The organism is Campylobacter sp. 107, from assembly GCF_002383835.1.
GTDB classification, from domain to species: domain Bacteria; phylum Campylobacterota; class Campylobacteria; order Campylobacterales; family Campylobacteraceae; genus Campylobacter_D; species Campylobacter_D jejuni.
Window position 1 is genome coordinate 1 of sequence record NZ_NXBA01000061.1, and the last position, 17,599, is coordinate 17,599.

General features: G+C 30.1%; 19 protein-coding genes. 2 read left to right on the forward strand and 17 right to left on the reverse strand.

Annotated features, from left to right (window positions below; all coding sequences use genetic code 11):
* The 3 genes from BGS40_RS07120 to BGS40_RS07130 form a co-directional block, all read right to left on the reverse strand.
* Positions 1–450 (reverse strand): Cj0814 family flagellar-dependent secreted protein (locus tag BGS40_RS07120; RefSeq protein ID WP_374220167.1); only part of this gene is annotated, 450 nt, incomplete at its 3' end.
* Positions 451–548: 98 nt separating this feature from the next.
* Positions 549–1,568, reverse strand: a complete 1,020-nt coding sequence (locus BGS40_RS07125; protein WP_096738556.1) for a fla regulon two-component system sensor histidine kinase FlgS — start codon at positions 1,566–1,568, stop codon at positions 549–551.
* A gap of 3 nt (positions 1,569–1,571) precedes the next feature.
* The gene (locus BGS40_RS07130; protein WP_096738557.1) at positions 1,572–2,450 is read right to left on the reverse strand and encodes a DUF234 domain-containing protein; all 879 of its coding nucleotides are present in this window, start codon (positions 2,448–2,450) and stop codon (positions 1,572–1,574) included.
* A gap of 35 nt (positions 2,451–2,485) precedes the next feature.
* On the opposite strand from BGS40_RS07130, the gene BGS40_RS07135 reads away from it, so the two are divergent.
* Positions 2,486–3,760: an aminotransferase class V-fold PLP-dependent enzyme gene (locus BGS40_RS07135; RefSeq protein WP_079263773.1), complete on the forward strand. Its 1,275-nt coding sequence runs from the start codon at positions 2,486–2,488 to the stop codon at positions 3,758–3,760.
* On the opposite strand, the gene purU is transcribed toward BGS40_RS07135, so the two are convergent.
* From purU to BGS40_RS07205, 14 genes are all read right to left on the reverse strand, one after another.
* Complete coding sequence (gene purU, locus BGS40_RS07140; protein ID WP_052793893.1) at positions 3,757–4,581, reverse strand: formyltetrahydrofolate deformylase; 825 nt, start codon at positions 4,579–4,581, stop codon at positions 3,757–3,759. The genes BGS40_RS07135 and purU overlap by 4 nt on opposite strands.
* Entirely contained in the window at positions 4,578–5,696 is a 1,119-nt protein-coding gene (locus BGS40_RS07145; RefSeq protein WP_052793894.1) for a CCA tRNA nucleotidyltransferase, read from the reverse strand. Before BGS40_RS07145 ends, purU begins: the two co-directional genes overlap by 4 nt.
* Positions 5,665–6,156, reverse strand: coding sequence for an effector protein CiaD (gene ciaD, locus BGS40_RS07150; protein ID WP_002867966.1), 492 nt, complete (start codon positions 6,154–6,156; stop codon positions 5,665–5,667). Before ciaD ends, BGS40_RS07145 begins: the two co-directional genes overlap by 32 nt.
* Positions 6,153–6,401 (reverse strand): tetratricopeptide repeat protein, encoded by a 249-nt coding sequence (locus tag BGS40_RS07155; RefSeq protein WP_002859818.1) that lies wholly within the window; start codon positions 6,399–6,401, stop codon positions 6,153–6,155. The genes ciaD and BGS40_RS07155 overlap by 4 nt, the downstream gene beginning before the upstream one ends.
* Before the next feature lie 78 nt (positions 6,402–6,479).
* Entirely contained in the window at positions 6,480–6,653 is a 174-nt protein-coding gene (gene tatA2 / locus BGS40_RS07160; RefSeq protein ID WP_002852615.1) for a Sec-independent protein translocase subunit TatA2, read from the reverse strand.
* A gap of 12 nt (positions 6,654–6,665) precedes the next feature.
* A complete protein-coding gene (locus tag BGS40_RS07165; protein ID WP_002867967.1) occupies positions 6,666–7,004 on the reverse strand; it encodes a chaperone NapD in 339 nt (112 codons plus the stop codon).
* A complete protein-coding gene (locus BGS40_RS07170) occupies positions 6,997–7,911 on the reverse strand; it encodes a WD40 repeat domain-containing protein (RefSeq protein ID WP_087691891.1) in 915 nt (304 codons plus the stop codon). Before BGS40_RS07170 ends, BGS40_RS07165 begins: the two co-directional genes overlap by 8 nt.
* A gap of 4 nt (positions 7,912–7,915) precedes the next feature.
* On the reverse strand, positions 7,916–8,440 hold the full coding sequence (locus BGS40_RS07175; RefSeq protein ID WP_079480953.1) for a nitrate reductase cytochrome c-type subunit: 525 nt from the start codon (positions 8,438–8,440) through the stop codon (positions 7,916–7,918).
* Positions 8,437–9,219: a quinol dehydrogenase ferredoxin subunit NapH gene (gene napH, locus BGS40_RS07180; protein ID WP_079460075.1), complete on the reverse strand. Its 783-nt coding sequence runs from the start codon at positions 9,217–9,219 to the stop codon at positions 8,437–8,439. Before napH ends, BGS40_RS07175 begins: the two co-directional genes overlap by 4 nt.
* Positions 9,216–9,956 (reverse strand): ferredoxin-type protein NapG, encoded by a 741-nt coding sequence (gene napG / locus BGS40_RS07185; protein ID WP_002866909.1) that lies wholly within the window; start codon positions 9,954–9,956, stop codon positions 9,216–9,218. Before napG ends, napH begins: the two co-directional genes overlap by 4 nt.
* Positions 9,957–9,973: 17 nt before the next feature.
* Positions 9,974–12,748, reverse strand: coding sequence for a periplasmic nitrate reductase subunit alpha (napA, locus tag BGS40_RS07190; RefSeq protein WP_052781882.1), 2,775 nt, complete (start codon positions 12,746–12,748; stop codon positions 9,974–9,976).
* Between the two features lie 246 nt (positions 12,749–12,994).
* Positions 12,995–13,522 (reverse strand): thiol peroxidase, encoded by a 528-nt coding sequence (tpx, locus tag BGS40_RS07195; protein ID WP_044260542.1) that lies wholly within the window; start codon positions 13,520–13,522, stop codon positions 12,995–12,997.
* 97 nt (positions 13,523–13,619) lie between these two features.
* A complete protein-coding gene (peb2, locus tag BGS40_RS07200; protein WP_087695686.1) occupies positions 13,620–14,360 on the reverse strand; it encodes an AcfC family adhesin PEB2 in 741 nt (246 codons plus the stop codon).
* A gap of 40 nt (positions 14,361–14,400) precedes the next feature.
* Complete coding sequence (locus tag BGS40_RS07205; RefSeq protein WP_087695687.1) at positions 14,401–16,431, reverse strand: ATP-dependent helicase; 2,031 nt, start codon at positions 16,429–16,431, stop codon at positions 14,401–14,403.
* Positions 16,432–16,559: 128 nt separating this feature from the next.
* On the opposite strand from BGS40_RS07205, the gene BGS40_RS07210 reads away from it, so the two are divergent.
* Complete coding sequence (locus BGS40_RS07210; RefSeq protein WP_002918812.1) at positions 16,560–17,582, forward strand: hypothetical protein; 1,023 nt, start codon at positions 16,560–16,562, stop codon at positions 17,580–17,582.
* Positions 17,583–17,599: the final 17 nt, after the last annotated feature.

Consider the following 17,599-nt stretch of genomic DNA (forward strand, 5'->3'; position numbering starts at 1 on the left):
TATCTCATCCAAAGTAGATTTATGTATCTTAAAATCTTCAGGAAGTCCTGCAGCTTTGTTAAAATCACTTCCCATATAGCCATCTTTATCTACACTATAACCATAGGCTGTATTAGTAGAAGTATTACTTATATCTACTTGTTTATATTTTAGAGTATAAATAGAGTTTTTAAATTCACTAGATATATCATAATTAGGAGAACTTGTTTTACTACTTATACTAAAATTAGTATTATTGCTAGTATTTGTTGTATTAGTAGAATTTAATACTTCACTTCTTGCTAGAGTTTGTGAATTTGCACTTTGAATTTCATTTAATTTACTAGCATTTTGTTTTAAAAAAGCATTAGCAAAACTTATTTTAGAATTTTCTTTACTTTCTTTATTAGCTTTTGCTTGTGAAAGTATAGAACCATAGTTTGAGTTATCATTGATACTAAAGATACTCATATTAATTCCTTAATTTAGATTTTTCTGCCTTCAACCTAAATATATTAAAATAATATAAGCAAAATCTGTTCCGTTTTGGGGTGAAAAGAAAATATTTATCACGCCAAAGGTAAGGTAAGATAAAAATTCTTAGGATCACTTTGAAAACTTAACTCTCCCTTATGAGCGTTTATGATTTCTTTAGAAAGAGACAAGCCAAGTCCATTGCCTTTAAGTTTTGTTGTTTTAAAAGCTTCAAAAACCAATTTCTCATCTTTTATTTCACAACCATTATCATACACTCTGATGCATATTTTTTCATTATCATAACTTGCTAAAATTTTAATCATAGGCTTTTCACATTCGCTTTCTTCTATCGCATCAATAGCATTATAAATCAAATTTTGCAAAACCAAACCAAGAAGAGCTTTATCAGCACAAATCTGCTTATCCAAAAAAGATATTTCAAAGTCTATTTGAGAAGTGAAATTATAAGAGTTAATGGCACTTTCACACTCTTCTTTTAACTCTAAAAGATTAAAATTTAAAGCATTGATGTGTACACCCTTAGTAAAAAGTAAAGTTGAATTTACGATACGCTCCACTCTAGCAATAGCCTTTTGGATCTCAAGAACTATATGCTTATTTTTAAGCTCACTACGAGCAAAAAGGGTTGAAGCAAGTAAAGATATAGATCCAATAGGATTTCTTATCTCATGTGCCAAATGAGCCGCTACACTACCCATGCTTGCAAGCCTTTCATTGCGTTTTTCATCGCTAATATCTGTAGCTGAAACTATAGTTTTTTCATTATGCGCTATGATTTTTACCGCATAAAACCTACCTTCAAATTCAAGCTCATCACGAATTTTATCAAGACTAATGATACTAAGTAATTTTGGATTTTTCAAGGCTTCTTGATTTTGTAAAATAATATTTTTTTCTTTATCTAAAATCCAAAGCGCACTAGGCAACACCTCTATAATCTCATCAACCATTGCGCGTAAGGAGTTATAGTTTTCATTTAAAGTTTTGTATTCATTTTCTATTACATAAGTTTGTTCTATAAGACTTTCTAAGCCTTTTTGTAGGGTTTCTTTTTCATTTGAGTCTAAACTTTTTAAAATACTTTCATTCATTTATCATTCCTCTAATAAAATCTTAAAATCATTCAAATCAAGTAAAAGCAAATTCTGTTCGCATATTTTATCAAATTCCTTGCTAAAACCATTTTTTGAGATTATAACGTAATAATTTGGAGCCAAATTTAAAGACTTTGCTTTTGATTTTAAAAGATTTAAAATATTTTTACAAATTTTTTTATTTTTAAATTTAACTTCTCCGACAAAACACAAATTTTCATCTTGATAATAAAGATCAAGTTCTAAATTCTTATCCCAGTAGCTTTGCACTCCATTGATATTGAATTTTTTCTCAAGCAATTCTCTAGAAAGTTGTTCAAAACAAAAACTTTGATAAAGCTCAAATTTTTCCTTAATGCATTCTAAAACTTCTTTATAACGATTTTGCAAAATAAGCTTTTCATTGGGCTTTAAAAAATAAAAAAAGAAACGAGTAAAATGGTTGCTAAATATAATCTTATCTTGGACAACATAAGATCTTAGTTCTTTTTTGATTTTTTGTCTTTTATCTTTTATTTTTTTAGCTTCCTTACTATACTCAAGTTTTATTATACCTGTTTCTAAAAGATATTTAAGTGTAGATAAAGCTTTAAAATGCTGAATTTTTCTATTGATAGAAAAACGCTTACGATTGTTTTTAGCTAGCAAAGTAAGAGCATAAGAACTTGTTTCATCCAAGGCGAAATAACTTTTAATTTTTAGATAATCATCAAGCAACATTCGCTCTATATTTGTAAATACATCGTCTTTAAAATTTAAAATGTTTAATTTTTCAAAACCTTCAAACACACTATAAAAATCAAAAAGCTTACTTAAAGACAAATTCTTATGCAAACCTACAAAGTTCTTAAATTTTATATTTTTCCTTTTATAAAGCATTTTTATAGTATAATTTTAGCAAATTTTTATAAGGATTGTATTTGCAAATTTCAGATTTAAAAAAAGAATTGATCTTAAAAAAAGGTATTTTGCATTTTGACTTCACAGCAAGTGCTTTAGCTCTAAAATGTGTAGAAAAAGAAATTTCAAAAATTCTCCCAACCTATGCAAATACACATTCTGATAGCTCTTTAAATTCTTTTAAAACTCAACAAATTTACGAACAAGCAAGAAAAGATATAAAAAAAAGTTTATCATTGGATGAAAATTTTGCCCTTATAGCTTGCGGAACAGGATCAAGCAGTGCTATTAAAAAATTTCAAGAATTGATCGGCATTTACATTCCTCCTCTTGTAAAAGAAAGATATTTTACGCAAATTGATAAAAATACTTTACCTTTAGTTATTGTAGGGCCTTATGAGCATCATTCTAATGAACTTTCATTTCGAGAAGGCTTGTGCGAATGTATTAGAATTCCCTTAGATAAAAATGGAGAAATTGATTTTGATTTTCTAGAAAAAACTTTACAAAAAAATAAAAAAAGAAAAATAATCGCTAGCTTTTCTTTAGCTTCAAATGTTACTGGGATATTAAGTGATTACAAACGCATTTCTGAAATGGTTCGTAAATTTAAAGGGATAGTTGCTTTTGATGCATCTAGTTTCATTCCTTATAAAAACATATCTTGTCAATACTATGATGCGTTGTTTATAAGTTCTCATAAATTAATCGGTGGCATTGGCGGTTCTGGACTTTTAGCCATCAAAAAAGATCTTTGTGGAAACAAGCCTAGCTTTGCAGCAGGTGGAACTGTGGGCTATGTTTCTCGCACTTCACAATGCTACCTTTGCAATGAAGAAGCTTTAGAAGAAGGAGGAACACCTGGAATTTTACAACTCATTCGTGCTAGCTTAGCTTTTAAAATCAAAGATTCTATAGGGATTAAAAATATAGAAAAAAAAGAAGAAATTCTAAAAGATTATTTTTTTAAAAAACTAAAAACTATACCTAATTTAATTTTATACGCAAAGAATTTAAAAACCCGATTGCCTATTTTTGCTTTCAATATCAAAGGAATTTCTCCTTTTGATATCGCTTATGAACTTAGTAAAAAATACCACATAGAAACACGCGCTGGATGTGCTTGTGCTGGGCCTTATGGTCATGATTTACTAGGCTTAAAAGACAATCAAAAACTTAAAACAAAACCAGGCTGGTTAAGAATAAGCTTGCATTATACGCATGAAAAAGAGGATATTGATTATTTTTTTAATGCTTTAAATAAAACTATAATAAAATTATCGCATTAAAATATTATAGTTTTATTATTATATATAAAAATTCTATCTTCAAAAGCCAAATCAAGTGCTTTTGAAAGAACATCTTTTTCTATATTTCTACCTGCTTGCTGCATATCTTGCCAAGTAAATTCATGGTTTACAGGCGAAACAGCTTGAGTGATAATAGGACCTTCATCAAGATTATTATTTACAAAATGTGCCGTAGCTCCAATTATTTTAACCCCTCTTTCAAAGGCTTGTTTATAAGGATTTGCTCCTATAAATGCAGGTAAAAAAGAATGGTGAATATTTATAATCTTGCCTTCAAAATGCCTAACAAAATCAGGAGATAAAATTCGCATATATTTTGCTAAAACCAAATAATCAAATTTATATTGTTCAAGACATTTTAAAATCTGATTTTCTTGCTCTTTACGATCTAAATTTTCAGCGCTGATAAAATGATAAGGAATTTCAAATTTCTCAACTAAATCCTTTAAAGAGTTGTGATTTGAAATCACAGCTTTGATATTTGCTTCAAGTTCGTTACTATAATGCTTTATTAGCAAATCTCCCAAACAATGACTTTCTTTAGTAGCAAAAACAACAATATCTTTTTTTCTCTTCTCGCAAAGCTCTATCAAGGCTTCTTGTCCAAGCATAGCCTCAAGCGTTCCTATAAAAGCTGCTTTATCAAACTCACCTTCTAAAAGAGCACGAAAAAAAAACATTCCTTCGCCTACAAATTCATCGTTTTTCACTATATTGATATGATATTTAAAAATAACATCAGAAATTCTATAGATTAAACCTTTTTGATCTTTGGTGCAAATTTTTAATACAGAAATCATTTAGCTAAACCTTTTATATATTCTTTTAATTCATTCTCTCTTGCTTCTTGAAGCTTTAGGCCAAGAATTTTACCACAAAATCCAGCATTTATGAAATCTTTTGCTAAAATTTTACTTTCAAACTTATTCTCATAAAGCCCTAATCTTTTAGCTTGCTCAATACGCTTTTTACTCCAAAGTCCAAGCCATTCCTTCAAAGGCATTTCAAAAGCAATTTTTGCTAGCTCAAAATCACTTATATCATCAAGATAAAAAGCTTGATTTGCGTATTTTAGGTATTCTTTTTTAAGTTTAGTTCTTTTAAAAAATATATCTTTTTCTAAATTAAAAAAATTCAAATACAAATACAAAAATAAAGCATCGCTTTTTACAAATTCTCTACTTTGTCTGAGCAAATTTTGAAATTCCAAACTCTTAAAAATACTCTCAAAGCCGAAAATCTGTTTTTCTAAGTCAAGTTCTTGCAAATATCTATAGCCAATATCAAGTCTAGGGCTTTTAAAGAATTTATAAAGCTCCGCATTGATCCTATCTTTGCTAAGATCAGTTATATCCATACTTTGCATCAATTTCAAGCTTTCGCTAGCTATCTTAAAGTTAAACCTTGAAGCAAATACTACTGCTCTTAACACTCTTAAACTATCCTCTTGAAAGCTTTGTTTATCAATATGCCTTAAAAAGCCTACTCCTAGATCTTTTAATCCTCCATAAAAATCTAAAAACTCATCGTTAAAAAGATTAATCATCATAGAATTTATGGTAAAATCGCGTCTTTTGGCGCCAAGTTTTTCATCATTGCAAATTTGAACTTCAAAACCTTTATGTCCATGGCTTATTTTGTTTTCGGTTCTAGCAAGAGCTAAATCATAATTTTTAAACTTATACACAAAAAAACTTCTTCCAAAGCCTTGTGCACCTAATTTTTGCATAATCTTTTCAAAATCTTTAGGTTTTATATCATAAAGCTCTATATCATAGTCGCAAATTTTTAAACCTAAAAACAAATCCCTAACGCTGCCTCCAACCAAATACGCTCGTTTGGTATAAGGCTTTAAAAACTCAGCAATAAACTGTAAATCAGGATTATTTTTTAAGCTTATCTTCGATATTTGCAAGCAAAAACTCTAAAAAATTTATGGTCAAGTTTAACCTATTTTCAAGATCATCTTTTTTTATACTATTTAAACCTTCAAAAAGAACTAAAATTCTCTCTCTAAGATGTTTTAAAAAAATATCCTCATTAAGCGTTTGAACCTCTGTCATAACACTAGGATTTAAAATTTCACTTTGTAAAAAAGGCTCTTCTTTTTTAAACTCTTCATTTTCCTGAGTAGAAATTTCAATATTATTTTGTATTTTTTGCTCTTCTTCAAATTTTGCCATAGAAATTTTATCTTCTAAGTCTTGCGGAGTATCAAGCTCTTCGCATACAAACTCCATAGGCGGTAATTCATCTTTTATTTCAGTTTTTCTATTTAATTCTTGTTCTTTTAAAATTTCATTTTGTCTTCTTTGCTCTTCCATGATAGAGCTAACTTCGCTAATGGTTTTTTTAGCTAAATCTTCCAAATTCATATTTTTATCAACCACCTTTTAAATTCATTAATTTCTTCATCGCTTTTCATATTAATAAAAAAATCCAACATTTGAGTGTTTAAATCTTTATGCTTGGATCTAAAACCACTAAGACGACGAACCGCATCGATAGCGTTTTGGTTATCTGGATCTTCTTTTAAGATATTTTTATAAATTTCTAAAGCTTCGTCTTTTAACCCTTGAGCCTCATAGATAGAAGCTTCAGTGACTGTATTTTTCATCACTGTTTCCTAAAATTTTTCTTTAATTCTAGCAAAAAGCTTTTTAATTTATCTTTAAGAAAATAAGATGATTTTTAATGTCTATTTTGTTTTAAACAATTTTTCTATATATTCTTTTTTTTCTTTCTCTAAGCTAGAATTTAATTCTTTTTGTTCTTTTTTAACTTGCACTTTTAAATCTTGATTTTTAAAATACACATAATCAATTCCAAAAATAACACCAATTATAATAAGCAATGGGATTAAAAATACCATATACTTTACACTTTAAGAAAATTGATTAAATACACTACCATAGTAGCGAATATTCTCAGCATTTTCATTTTTTTCTATCGTTTCTATTGCACCACTATTGATTGCTTTTTGGATATCATCATTTAAATCTTGATAAGAAAAAACCATATTAATACTGATAATATTTGGCAATTTCTCAAGCATTTTATAAGAGTTTAATTCATCTTCTAAATTTTCACTTTCAATCACAACTATAATCTTTTCATTTTCACAAAGTTCTACAGAACAAAAAGGAATTTCAGATATAGCCTTTTTTAAATCATTTATATATTCTTCTTTTGCTAAAATCAAAACACTGGAAAGATTATTCATCAATACTCCTAAACATTATACTATCACCAAAGCCTGAAACGATAAAATCTTTATTGTTTAAAAAAATAATAAACTCACTCATCAAATTTTCATTATTAAAAGTTTTAACAGGCTTAAAATCACTTGTGCTAAAAACTTCACTAACTCCAGCTTCATTATCGCTATAAACAGCCAATTCTCCATTAGGACTTAAAGCACAGGTATATATCAAAAAATCTTTTTGTAAAAAATTTTGTTCTTCATTTTTTACAACTCCTATACGCCTATCCGTTCCACAACTTAAAATAACATTATTTTTAAAATCTACTTGATAGATATTATCTTTATGCATTTTATCATAGTTTTTCAACATCTTCCAATTTTTCAAATCAAAAAGTTCTACTTCGCCACTCTCAAAACCTGCAATTAGTCTACTCTTATCTTCATTTAAAACTGCATCATTAAGACTAGAATGGGAAAAATTAAATTTTTTTATATTTTTTAAACTTTTATCAATCAATTCTATTTCAGAACCGATAGAAATCAAAAGATAAGTACTTTCATTGATAAAAAATGCTTTTATTATGCTATTTTCTTCGAGCTTTTTGATTTGTAAATTTTCCTTATAAAAACTTAAATTTTTAGCACCAAAATCACCCTCGCTAAGTATTAAAAGTGTATGTTTAAAAATATCAATGTTGTAAATTTTAGCAAAATCATCACCATAATAATTTTTAATCTTTGGCAAAGATAAAAGTTCTTTTAAACTTTTATCTTTAATGCTATATTGCAAAATTTCACCTTTATCAGTGCCTATATATAAGTTTTGCTTATCAAGCTTTAAAGCTGTTATATTGGCATTTAATTTCAGCTCATAAGCATAAGACAAAACACAAAAAAGACTCGAAATAAAAAGAAATTTTTTCATTTATTTACTTTACACCCTCATTAATCACATCAATTAAATTTGAACGACTTTTTAATTGTTCATTTTTAAATTCAGGTTTAAAGCTATTTCCCACTAAAGGTTTTGCATCACTTTGTGGAACATGACACTGAGTGCAATTAAAACGACTATCGCTAATCACATCTCCTGTGGTTTTATTGTGTCTAAAATCATAATAATGACTAGCAGGAAGTGGAGTTGCACCAGCATCTGCTGCTATAGCCTTATCATGGCAGCTTAAGCACATATTGTTATCTTTAGTTATAGGTAACAAATCTTCAATAGCATGCGGAATTAATGGTGGTGCATTTTCATAAGAACGCTCAAAACGAGTAGATTCCCCAGGTTGTAAAGTTGTGAAATTTGCTTCCACTAAATTTACTTTATTTTCATTTTCTAAACTTGCTTTTCTAAGTCCAATTTGTTCCGAACTTACCCCACTATTCATTGCACAAGCGGCAAAAAATACCACTGCAACACTTCCTAATAAAACCAATTTCTTCTTCATTATTTATTCCTTAAATCAAAAATATTAAAATTCAAAGCATCATCATTACAAACTTCTATACATCTTGCACACCTTATACACTCTCCTGATTTCACGCTAGTACTTTCTTTTCCAACCATCCACAAAACCTGTTTTTCAGGACAAATACGGATACATTCATAACATTTAGTGCATTTATCACTATCATGCTTTATTTTAAGCAAAGCAAAACGAGAAATAAAAGCATAAAAAGCTCCCAGTGGACAAAAATGTGAACAAATTGCCCTAGGGCTTAAAAAAGTATCGATGCAAAAAAGTATAAAGGCTACAAAAATCCAAGAACTTGTAGCAAAAATAATCCCTCTATGTATCATTCCTATATAAGAAAAACTTTCAAACACAGGCAATGAAAATACAAAAGAAAGGACTAAAACCAAGACCAATACAAAATAGCGTAAATTTTTAGGCAAAATTAAAAATTTATTACTAAGGGTTAATTTATTTCGCACAAAAGCAGCAAAATCTGTGATTAAATTAACAGGACAAACCCAAGAGCAAAAAACCCTTCCTAAAAACAAACCATAGATAAAAAATATAATCAAAGCTCCTATTAAAGCCACTAAATCTATACTCCAGCTTGCTAGAATGATTTGCAAAACCGCAAAAGGATCGCTTAAAGGTATGGTATTAAAAAGTCTAGAAGAACTTAAATTTCCCTGCAAGATAAAATCTGTAGCTTTAAAACTAAAAAGCGCTAAAATTCCAAGCTGAACGATGCGTCTAGCAATTAAATACTTCATCACAGTTCTCCATCATTTAAATAATTGGTTGCTTTTTTAGCATCAAAATGTTTTGAAGTATCTGCATTTTTTATACGACCTTCATCTTTTTCATCCCAGCCTTTTACATAATGAGATCCTGCTTTTCCCAATACATACTCCCTTGGCAAAACACGAATGGCCGGTTTTTCAGTAATACAAGCAAGTTCACAAAGCCCGCAACCTACACACACTTCATGATCCACACTAGGTAGTAAAAAAGCGTGCTTGGCGGTACGTTCATTGCGTTTAAGCTCAAGTTTTAAAGCCCTATCTATCAAAGGACAAGCTCTATAACAAGCATCGCATTGAATTCCCCAGTGTGCCACACAAGAAGCACTATCAACAATAGCAATACCCATTTTCAAAGATTCTATACCCTGCTCTAAATGCTTTTTATCTAAAGCATCAGTTGGACATTCTCTAATGCAAGGAATATCCTTACAAAGATAGCAAGGAATTTCTCTTGCCTTAAAAAAAGGCGTGCCATTTTTTGGACTATCTAACAAGCTAGCAAGCTTTAAAGTATCATAAGGACAGGCTTTTACACAAAGCCCACAACGAATACATTTGCTTAAAAATCTAGCTTCATCTTCAGCCCCAGGAGGACGCAAGGCATAATTATCATCGGCTTTTAAAGCCAAATTAGCCAAAAATCCACCTCCTGTACATAAACATGCAGCCTTAAAAGCACTAACAAAAAATTCTCTTCTACCTTTCATTTAATCAAAATCCTAAATTAAGCCTTATAAATTTTTACAGCGCATTTTTTAAAGTCAGTTTGTTTTGAAAGTGGACAAGTCGCATCCAAAGTAACTTTATTGATATATACATTCTCATCAAACCACGGCACATACACAAGTCCTACAGGCGGTTTGTTTCTTCCGCGCATATCTACTCTTGCTTTTACTTTACCGCGACGAGATTCCACCCAAACCAAATCACCTTGATTTAAGCCTAATTTCTCTCCATCTTTCTCACTCATATAACAAAGTGCTTCAGGCACAGCGCGATAAAGCTCAGGCACACGCATAGTCATAGTTCCACTATGCCAATGCTCTAAAACCCTTCCTGTTGCAAGCCAGAATGGATACTCTTTACTTGGTCTTTCAGGTGCTTTCATAAATGGCCTAAAGAAAATTTTAGCCTTATTTTTAATACTGTGCTCTTTTTCATCTTTAGGAGCTATTAAATCCCCATTTGTAAGCATTTTGTTAAAATCACCATAAAAAGCAAAATCTGAATTTGGAGCCGCTTTTTTAGCATAATAATCAAATTTAGTATTAAATCTCCACTGTGTTTCCTTGCCATTAACCACAGGCCATCTTAAACCTCTTACTTTATGATAGGTATCAAAATCCGCTAAATCATGTCCGTGTCCTAAGCCAAATTTACGATATTCTTCCCAAAGATATTTTTGAACGAAAAAGCCATAGCCTGTAAATTCTTTTCCATCACTGCCTTGAATTTTTCTCTCATCACCTTTAACATCGGTATTATCAAAGCCTTTTGCGATGGCATCGTTTGGATTAAAGCTTTTTGCTTCTTTATTGGCAAATAGCACATCAAAAAGTGTATCATCTTCGCTATAACCCATAGCTTTTGCCTCTTCTAAAACGCTTGGCAAGGTAAGCTTATTATCCACTTTTTGCTCTTTCCAAACTTCTTTAAGCTTAAAGCGTTTTGCAAATTCTAAAATTTGCCAAGTATCACTCATGGCAGCACCTACAGGTAAGACTTGTTGTTTCCAATGTTGAGTTCTTCTTTCAGCATTACCATAAGCACCCCATTTTTCATAAATCATAGCGCTTGGTAAAATAAGATCAGCTACTTTTGCTGAAATTCCAGGATAACAATCGCTTACAACAATAAAATTATCCATTTCTCTTGCTGCTGCAATCCAGTGATTTGCATTTGCAGTGTTTTGCCATGGATTATTCACTTGCACCCATGCAAATTTAATTTTTCCATCTTCTAAATCTCTCATGATATTAAGATAAGGAGAGCCTGGTTTTGGGTTGATAGTCTTTGCAGGAACTTTCCAAATTTTTTCAGAAATTTCTCTGTGTTTTGGATTGGCTACAACCATATCTGCAGGCAAACGATGTGAGAAAGTTCCTACTTCCCTAGCTGTTCCACAGGCACTTGGCTGTCCTGTTAAAGAAAAGGCTCCACTACCTGGTTTAGCTTGCTTTCCTAGCAAAAAATGTACCATATAAGCTTGTTCATTTACCCAAGAACCTCTTGTGTGTTGATTAAAGCCCATAGTCCAAAAACTTACGACTTTGCGATTTTTCTCTATGTAAAGATTAGCTAATTCTTGAAGTTTTTTCTTAAAATCTTCCAAAGACTCATTATCATCACCTTTGGCTACTTTTGCAGTGTATTCTAAAGTATAAGGGGCTAAACCTTTTTTAAATTCGTCAAAAGAAATTTCCCAGTTTTTATCAGCCACACCTTGATGTTTCATTTCAAATTTATCACCCGCTTTAACGCCAAGATAAGATAAAGAAGTAGCCTCTTCATCGTCTAAAGTGATTACATTTTCTTTTTCAACCGTATCTTTTTCACTTTCTTTAAATTTTGGATGATTTGGATTATTTCTCATACCATAACCAATATCAGCATAACCAGTTGCAAATACGCAGTGATCTTTGATAAATTTCATATCCATAGCCTCTGGATGATTATAAACAATCTCTCTTGCTATGTAGTTCCAAATAGCCAAATCTGTATTTGGTTTAAAAATAATTTCAATATCAGCAATATTTGAAGTACGGTTAGAAAAAGTGCTTAGATTAACAACTTTAACCTTATCAAGATTGCTTAGTTTTCTATCACTTACTCTTGACCAAAGGATTGGGTGCATTTCAGCCATATTAGCTCCCCAAGTGATAATAGTATCTGTAAGCTCTATATCATCATAACAGCCTGATGGCTCATCTACACCAAAAGTTTGCATAAAACCAACCACTGCAGAGGCCATACAATGTCTTGCATTTGGATCGATATTATTTGTTCTAAAGCCCGCTTTTGCAAGCTTTAAAGCAGCATAACCTTCTTGGATAGTGTATTGCCCGCTACCAAAAATCCCTATACCTGTAACGCCGAGTTCATTGTAGGCTTTTTTAAATTGTTTTTCCATTTCGTCAAAGGCTCTTTGCCAAGAAACTTGTTGAAATTTGCCTTTTTTGTCAAATTCGCCTTTTTCATTCATACGAAGCAAGGGCATAACAAGGCGATCTTCACCATACATGATCTTAGCATTAAAATAACCTTTGATACAATTAAGTCCGCGATTTACGGGTGCTGCAGGATCACCTTTTGTTGCTACGATTTTGCCATCTTTTCTAGCTATCATAATCCCACAGCCAGTTCCACAAAATCTACAAACAGCTTTATCCCATTTCCACTCTTCTTCTTGCGCACCAAGCATAGAGCTTGGAACACTAAGTCCTGCAACACTAGCAGCACTTGCAATAGCGGTATTTTTAATAAAATCCCTTCTATTCATCCTTATTCCTCCAAAATAAAAAAATCATCTTATTATAAAAAATAGAGTATAAAAATCTCTTGAAATTTTAATAAAAATAATAATTTTAAAGCTCTATTTTATAGGAGTTTTATTGTCCTTTTTATATTATTCTTACACAAAATAAATATTAAAAATAATCAACTTAACAATTAAAATATAATCAACTTAAAATAATAAAAAAATGAAGATGTAAAAATTAAGCCCTAAGAATGGGCTTAATCAAAATTAATGGCAACCACAACCACCGCAGCAGCTAGAACCACCAAAAAATGCATCAAGTTTTGCAATATCTGGCATTTCTGTGATTTCATTTACAAGTTCTTTATATGCCACTTTACCCTCTTTAATCACAAATACGGCACGAGCTAAAAGCCCCTCTAAAGCACCTTCATTTATCAAAACACCATATTTTTCACCAAATTCTTTTGCCACAAAATCACTTGCAACACTTAAATTTTCAATACCTTCTGTACTGCAAAATCTTCCCATAGCAAAAGGTAAGTCCATACTTACTATAATTACTTCAGCACCATTGTAACTGGCTACTTTTTTATTAAATTCTCTAGCCTCTGTAGCACAAACTGGTGTATCTAAGCTTGGAACACTTAAAATGATTTGAGTTTTGCCTACTGCACCGATTTCAATCACGCTTAAATCTTTAGCTTTAAGATTTACCTTAGGAGCATCTGCTCCAACTTCTACTGAATTTCCTTTAAGTTTTACAGGATTTCCTTTAAAATTTACTGTACTCATTTAATTTCCTTTTTTGATATTTTAAACATTATTGCAATTAATGTTTTAGGAGTAATTATATCCTATAAATATTAATTATTTTTAATTTCACTCAAAATTATTTTACTTCTTTCCAAGTATATTTTTTCCACACTTTTTGAGCTTCCTTGCTCTTAATGAAATTGACAAATTCTAAAGCTTTTTTATTTTCTAAACCTTTTTTTGTAGGAGCAATTTCAGCTGCACGATAAATCACTACTTTTTTATCTTTGATAAATAAAGCTTTATCATCGCCTAAAGCCTTTGCCCAATGAGACCAAATGATTAAAGCATCAATATTTGGATTGTTATTCCACTCATCTACGGCAGCTTTGGAATTTTTAGCATAAATTTTTATATTTTTACGTAATTTTACCAAATTTTCTCTTTTTGCACTTTTTAAAGCCATATCTTCATAAAGTCCAACTTGTCCTGCGCCATCAACCACCATAACATTTACGCCATCTTTTAAAATGTCTTCAAAATTTTTAATATTTTTTGGATTATTTGGACGCACGATAATACCTGATGGACGCACATTTAAAACGCTTAAATTTTCCAAACTTAAACTTGGAATTTTTTTAGCAAAATCATCCATCATTGAAGTATTGCCTGAAAAAATCAAATCTGCATTTTCTTTTGCTTTATCTATCCAAGCTGAAGTTGGACCTGCGGTTACAATCACCTTTTCTTTTGTTTTTTCTTCAAATTTTAAAGCAAGCTCTTTTAGCACAGGAGCAGGACCACCTGGACCATAAACTAAAATTTCAGCATTTATAAAACTTGCTGCTGCTAAACTTAAAATTAATATTTTTTTCATAAAATAAACCTTTCTTTATAATAATATAAAGGAAATTTTATCAATCTATAGTTAACTCTCCCTTGCAAAGCCCTGCTTCTATAAGAAAACGAGAAGGAGCAAAAGAAGTTTTTTTATTTTTATCATATTTAGCATAGCTTAAATAAAGTATATTTTTTGCCCTAGTTACTGCAACATAAAAAAGTCTTCTTTCTTCTTCTAAGCTTCCACCCATTCCCATAAGCTTTTGATTAGGAAAGCGACCTTGTGCAAGATCAATCACAAAAACAAGATCAAATTCCAAGCCCTTACTTGCATGCACACTAAGCAAATTAACTCCTTTGCCACTACTCATTTCGCTTGCACCTAAAGTTAGAAAATTATAATACTTATAAATATCGCTATAATTTTTTGTAAGCTCTTTTAAGACATTGAATTTTGTTTCTATTTTTTCTAAATTTTCACTCTTTCTTAATAAATCCACCTGTCCTGCTTTATTTGTTGCTCTTTTGATTGCAAGTTCTTCACAAATTTCTCTATAAAAAGAATTTTCACAAATTAAATTTACCAAAGTCAAAGAATGTTTTATTTCCATAGCTTTTTTTAAAAAAATATAAATTTTTTCTAAATTTCTAGCACATAAATCATTGATTTTTGAAAGTTTTAAAATAGGATGTGCATCAAATTCACTCTCAAATTTAAAACGAGTTTCGCTGGCTAATTCTTCTAAATCCGCAAAAAGCCCAAGTTGATAATTTCTTTTTTGATGATTTTGCAAATTTACATTTTTATCAGGATCTAAAAAACCTTTTATTAAATTTCCATGCCCTAATTTTAAAAGTGCGTCAAAAATTTCTTTTGCTAAAACTCCACCCACACCTTTGGTATATTGAACCAAATGAATAAAAGCCATAATATCTTTAGGGTTTACCACAAGTGCAAGCATAGCACTAAAAGCTTTAACTTCCAAACTTTCAAAAAAACTTCCACTTCCTTTTCTCACACTTGCAATGCCCTGCTCCCTTAAAGCTACTTCAACCCCATCAGCACTTGAGTTGTTGCGAAAAATCACGGCAATTTCTTCCAAACTTACTCCGCTTGTAAGTATCATTTTGGCTATATTTTGATACTGATCAAATAATTCTTCAAAAGTAAGCAAAGATGGGGCTTTAAACTCATCATTTCTTGTAACAATAAGTTCTTTTGGATATAATCTTTCGTTATTTAAAATTACTTTATTAGCCAAAGCTAAAATACTTCTTGATGAACGATAATTTTTATTTAAAGAAAAAATTTTTGCATCTTTAAAACGATCTTTAAACCCACCTATGATATTAATATCCGCTCCATTAAAAGCATAAATACTTTGATCATAATCCCCCACGCAAAACAAACTTTTACTATGAAAAGCCTCTATTAAGGAACTTTGCAAAGTGTTTGTGTCTTGATATTCATCTACTAAAATTTCATCAAATTCATATTTTTCTTCTTTTAAAAGCTCTTTTAGATTGATAAGCAAGTCATTAAAATCCACATAATTAAAACGCTTTTTTTCATTATCATATTCTTTTAAAATATCTTCATAAATTTCAGCATAAATACTTTGATCTTCATAGTTTTGACAAAACCAAGTATAAAAATCTTGATTGTGTGCTTTGTTTTGAAACAAAGAATAAAGATCATATAAATAACTTGATTGATAAGGTTTTATATCACTTAAATGCCTAAAAGTTCTTTTTTCATAGACACTTTTAAGTAGAGTTTTTAACTCGCTTGCTTGCTTTAAGGCTATATTTTTATCCGCATTTCTAAGTAAGGTATAAGCCGTACTATGAAAAGTTCCTGCAAGTATTTTACTGGTAATATTTTTATCAAAAAATTTCCCTAAACGCCCTATCATTTCTTTGCTAGCTTTGTTTGTGAAAGTTAAAAGCATGATTTTTTGAGGTGCCACTCCCTTGCTTAAAAGATAAGAAATTCTTGCAACAATAGTAGAAGTTTTTCCCGTACCTGCACTTGCAATAACAAGATTGTGTCCAAAATCAGCAGTAGCGGCAAGATATTGTTCATTATTTAATTTTGAAAGTGGCATTATTTTCCTTATAAAAGTTAAAATTATAAAAAAAAATTACTTAAAAATATAAAAATTTAAAATTACTTTATATTAGATTATAGTACAATGCTAAAATTATTTAACTTTCTATTTTTAAGGGATAGCAAATGAATTTGAAAATTTTTTCTATTATTGTTGGCATATTAATTGCTGTTATTGTAATATTAGGTGGAACCTATTATTATCTTTTTGAATATTCAAAACCAAAGAATTACACCTTAAATACCAACACTTACACCGAACAAAAATCGTATACCAATAACTACGATAATCCCTATTCACCCTCGATCCAAACCAACAATAGTTCATCAAATGTAAATACTAATAACAATACCATCCAAAAGCAAGAAACAAACCCATTATTAGATGAAAATCAAAGCTTAAATAATGATACATTTAATACATCAATAAGCGAAAACAATCAAAGCTTAAATAATGACACCAATACAAGTAATAATATTAATACAAATGAAAATAAGCAAATTTTAGATACGGATAAAGGAAAATTAAAACAAGAAAATAAACAAGCCAAAATAGAAGCTCTTAAAAAAGAAATCAGTAAACAACAAAAGATCTTAGAAAGAGAAAGAGCTGTAAAAAAAGAACTTCAATCAAACAAATCAAACAAAAATAAATATCTAAACACCGCTAGAGAGTATCTAAACATAGGAAAAAACAGTCGTTTAGAACCTGAGCTTAGCACAGAAAATATGAAAGTTTATATTTTAGATGGAAAATTTTTAAGCCAATACAGGATCAATCTGTTAAAAGATATGCTAAGCGTTATACAAGATAATGCAAAAGATTACTATCTAAGTGTTTTTGTTAAAATGCTACCAAAAGGGGAAATGAAATTAACTATCTATAACAAAGAAATTATCTTTTCAGATATGAAAAAAGCTTATAAATATATTAGTCTAGATAGATTAAGCCCATATTTAAACAATCCAAAAGAATTAAATGAACATGTAGCACGTGAAGAAATTTTAGAAAGACTTAAACTTCAAATTAAAAAAGATGGCAAAGGAAGTGATTTTTCTAAACATATCAAAAGTTTGAAAACTGGACTTAATACAGCACAATATTTCTTCCCGTTTTGTGAAATTATAGAAATTAGCTCTATTAAATAAGCTAAAACAATAAAGGC

Excerpts from the sequence above, each read along its gene's own strand:
- BGS40_RS07125 (WP_096738556.1), bottom strand. The coding sequence starts at position 1,568 with ATGAATGAAAGTATTTTAAAAAGTTTAGACTCAAATGAAAAAGAAACC.
- BGS40_RS07130 (WP_096738557.1), bottom strand. The coding sequence starts at position 2,450 with ATGCTTTATAAAAGGAAAAATATAAAATTTAAGAACTTTGTAGGTTTG.
- purU (WP_052793893.1), bottom strand. The coding sequence starts at position 4,581 with ATGATTTCTGTATTAAAAATTTGCACCAAAGATCAAAAAGGTTTAATC.
- ciaD (WP_002867966.1), bottom strand. The coding sequence starts at position 6,156 with ATGAATTTGGAAGATTTAGCTAAAAAAACCATTAGCGAAGTTAGCTCT.
- tatA2 (WP_002852615.1), bottom strand. The coding sequence starts at position 6,653 with ATGGTATTTTTAATCCCATTGCTTATTATAATTGGTGTTATTTTTGGA.
- BGS40_RS07165 (WP_002867967.1), bottom strand. The coding sequence starts at position 7,004 with ATGAATAATCTTTCCAGTGTTTTGATTTTAGCAAAAGAAGAATATATA.
- BGS40_RS07170 (WP_087691891.1), bottom strand. The coding sequence starts at position 7,911 with ATGAAAAAATTTCTTTTTATTTCGAGTCTTTTTTGTGTTTTGTCTTAT.
- napG (WP_002866909.1), bottom strand. The coding sequence starts at position 9,956 with ATGAAAGGTAGAAGAGAATTTTTTGTTAGTGCTTTTAAGGCTGCATGT.
- napA (WP_052781882.1), bottom strand. The coding sequence starts at position 12,748 with ATGAATAGAAGGGATTTTATTAAAAATACCGCTATTGCAAGTGCTGCT.
- tpx (WP_044260542.1), bottom strand. The coding sequence starts at position 13,522 with ATGAGTACAGTAAATTTTAAAGGAAATCCTGTAAAACTTAAAGGAAAT.
- peb2 (WP_087695686.1), bottom strand. The coding sequence starts at position 14,360 with ATGAAAAAAATATTAATTTTAAGTTTAGCAGCAGCAAGTTTTATAAAT.
- BGS40_RS07205 (WP_087695687.1), bottom strand. The coding sequence starts at position 16,431 with ATGCCACTTTCAAAATTAAATAATGAACAATATCTTGCCGCTACTGCT.
- BGS40_RS07210 (WP_002918812.1), top strand. The coding sequence starts at position 16,560 with ATGAATTTGAAAATTTTTTCTATTATTGTTGGCATATTAATTGCTGTT.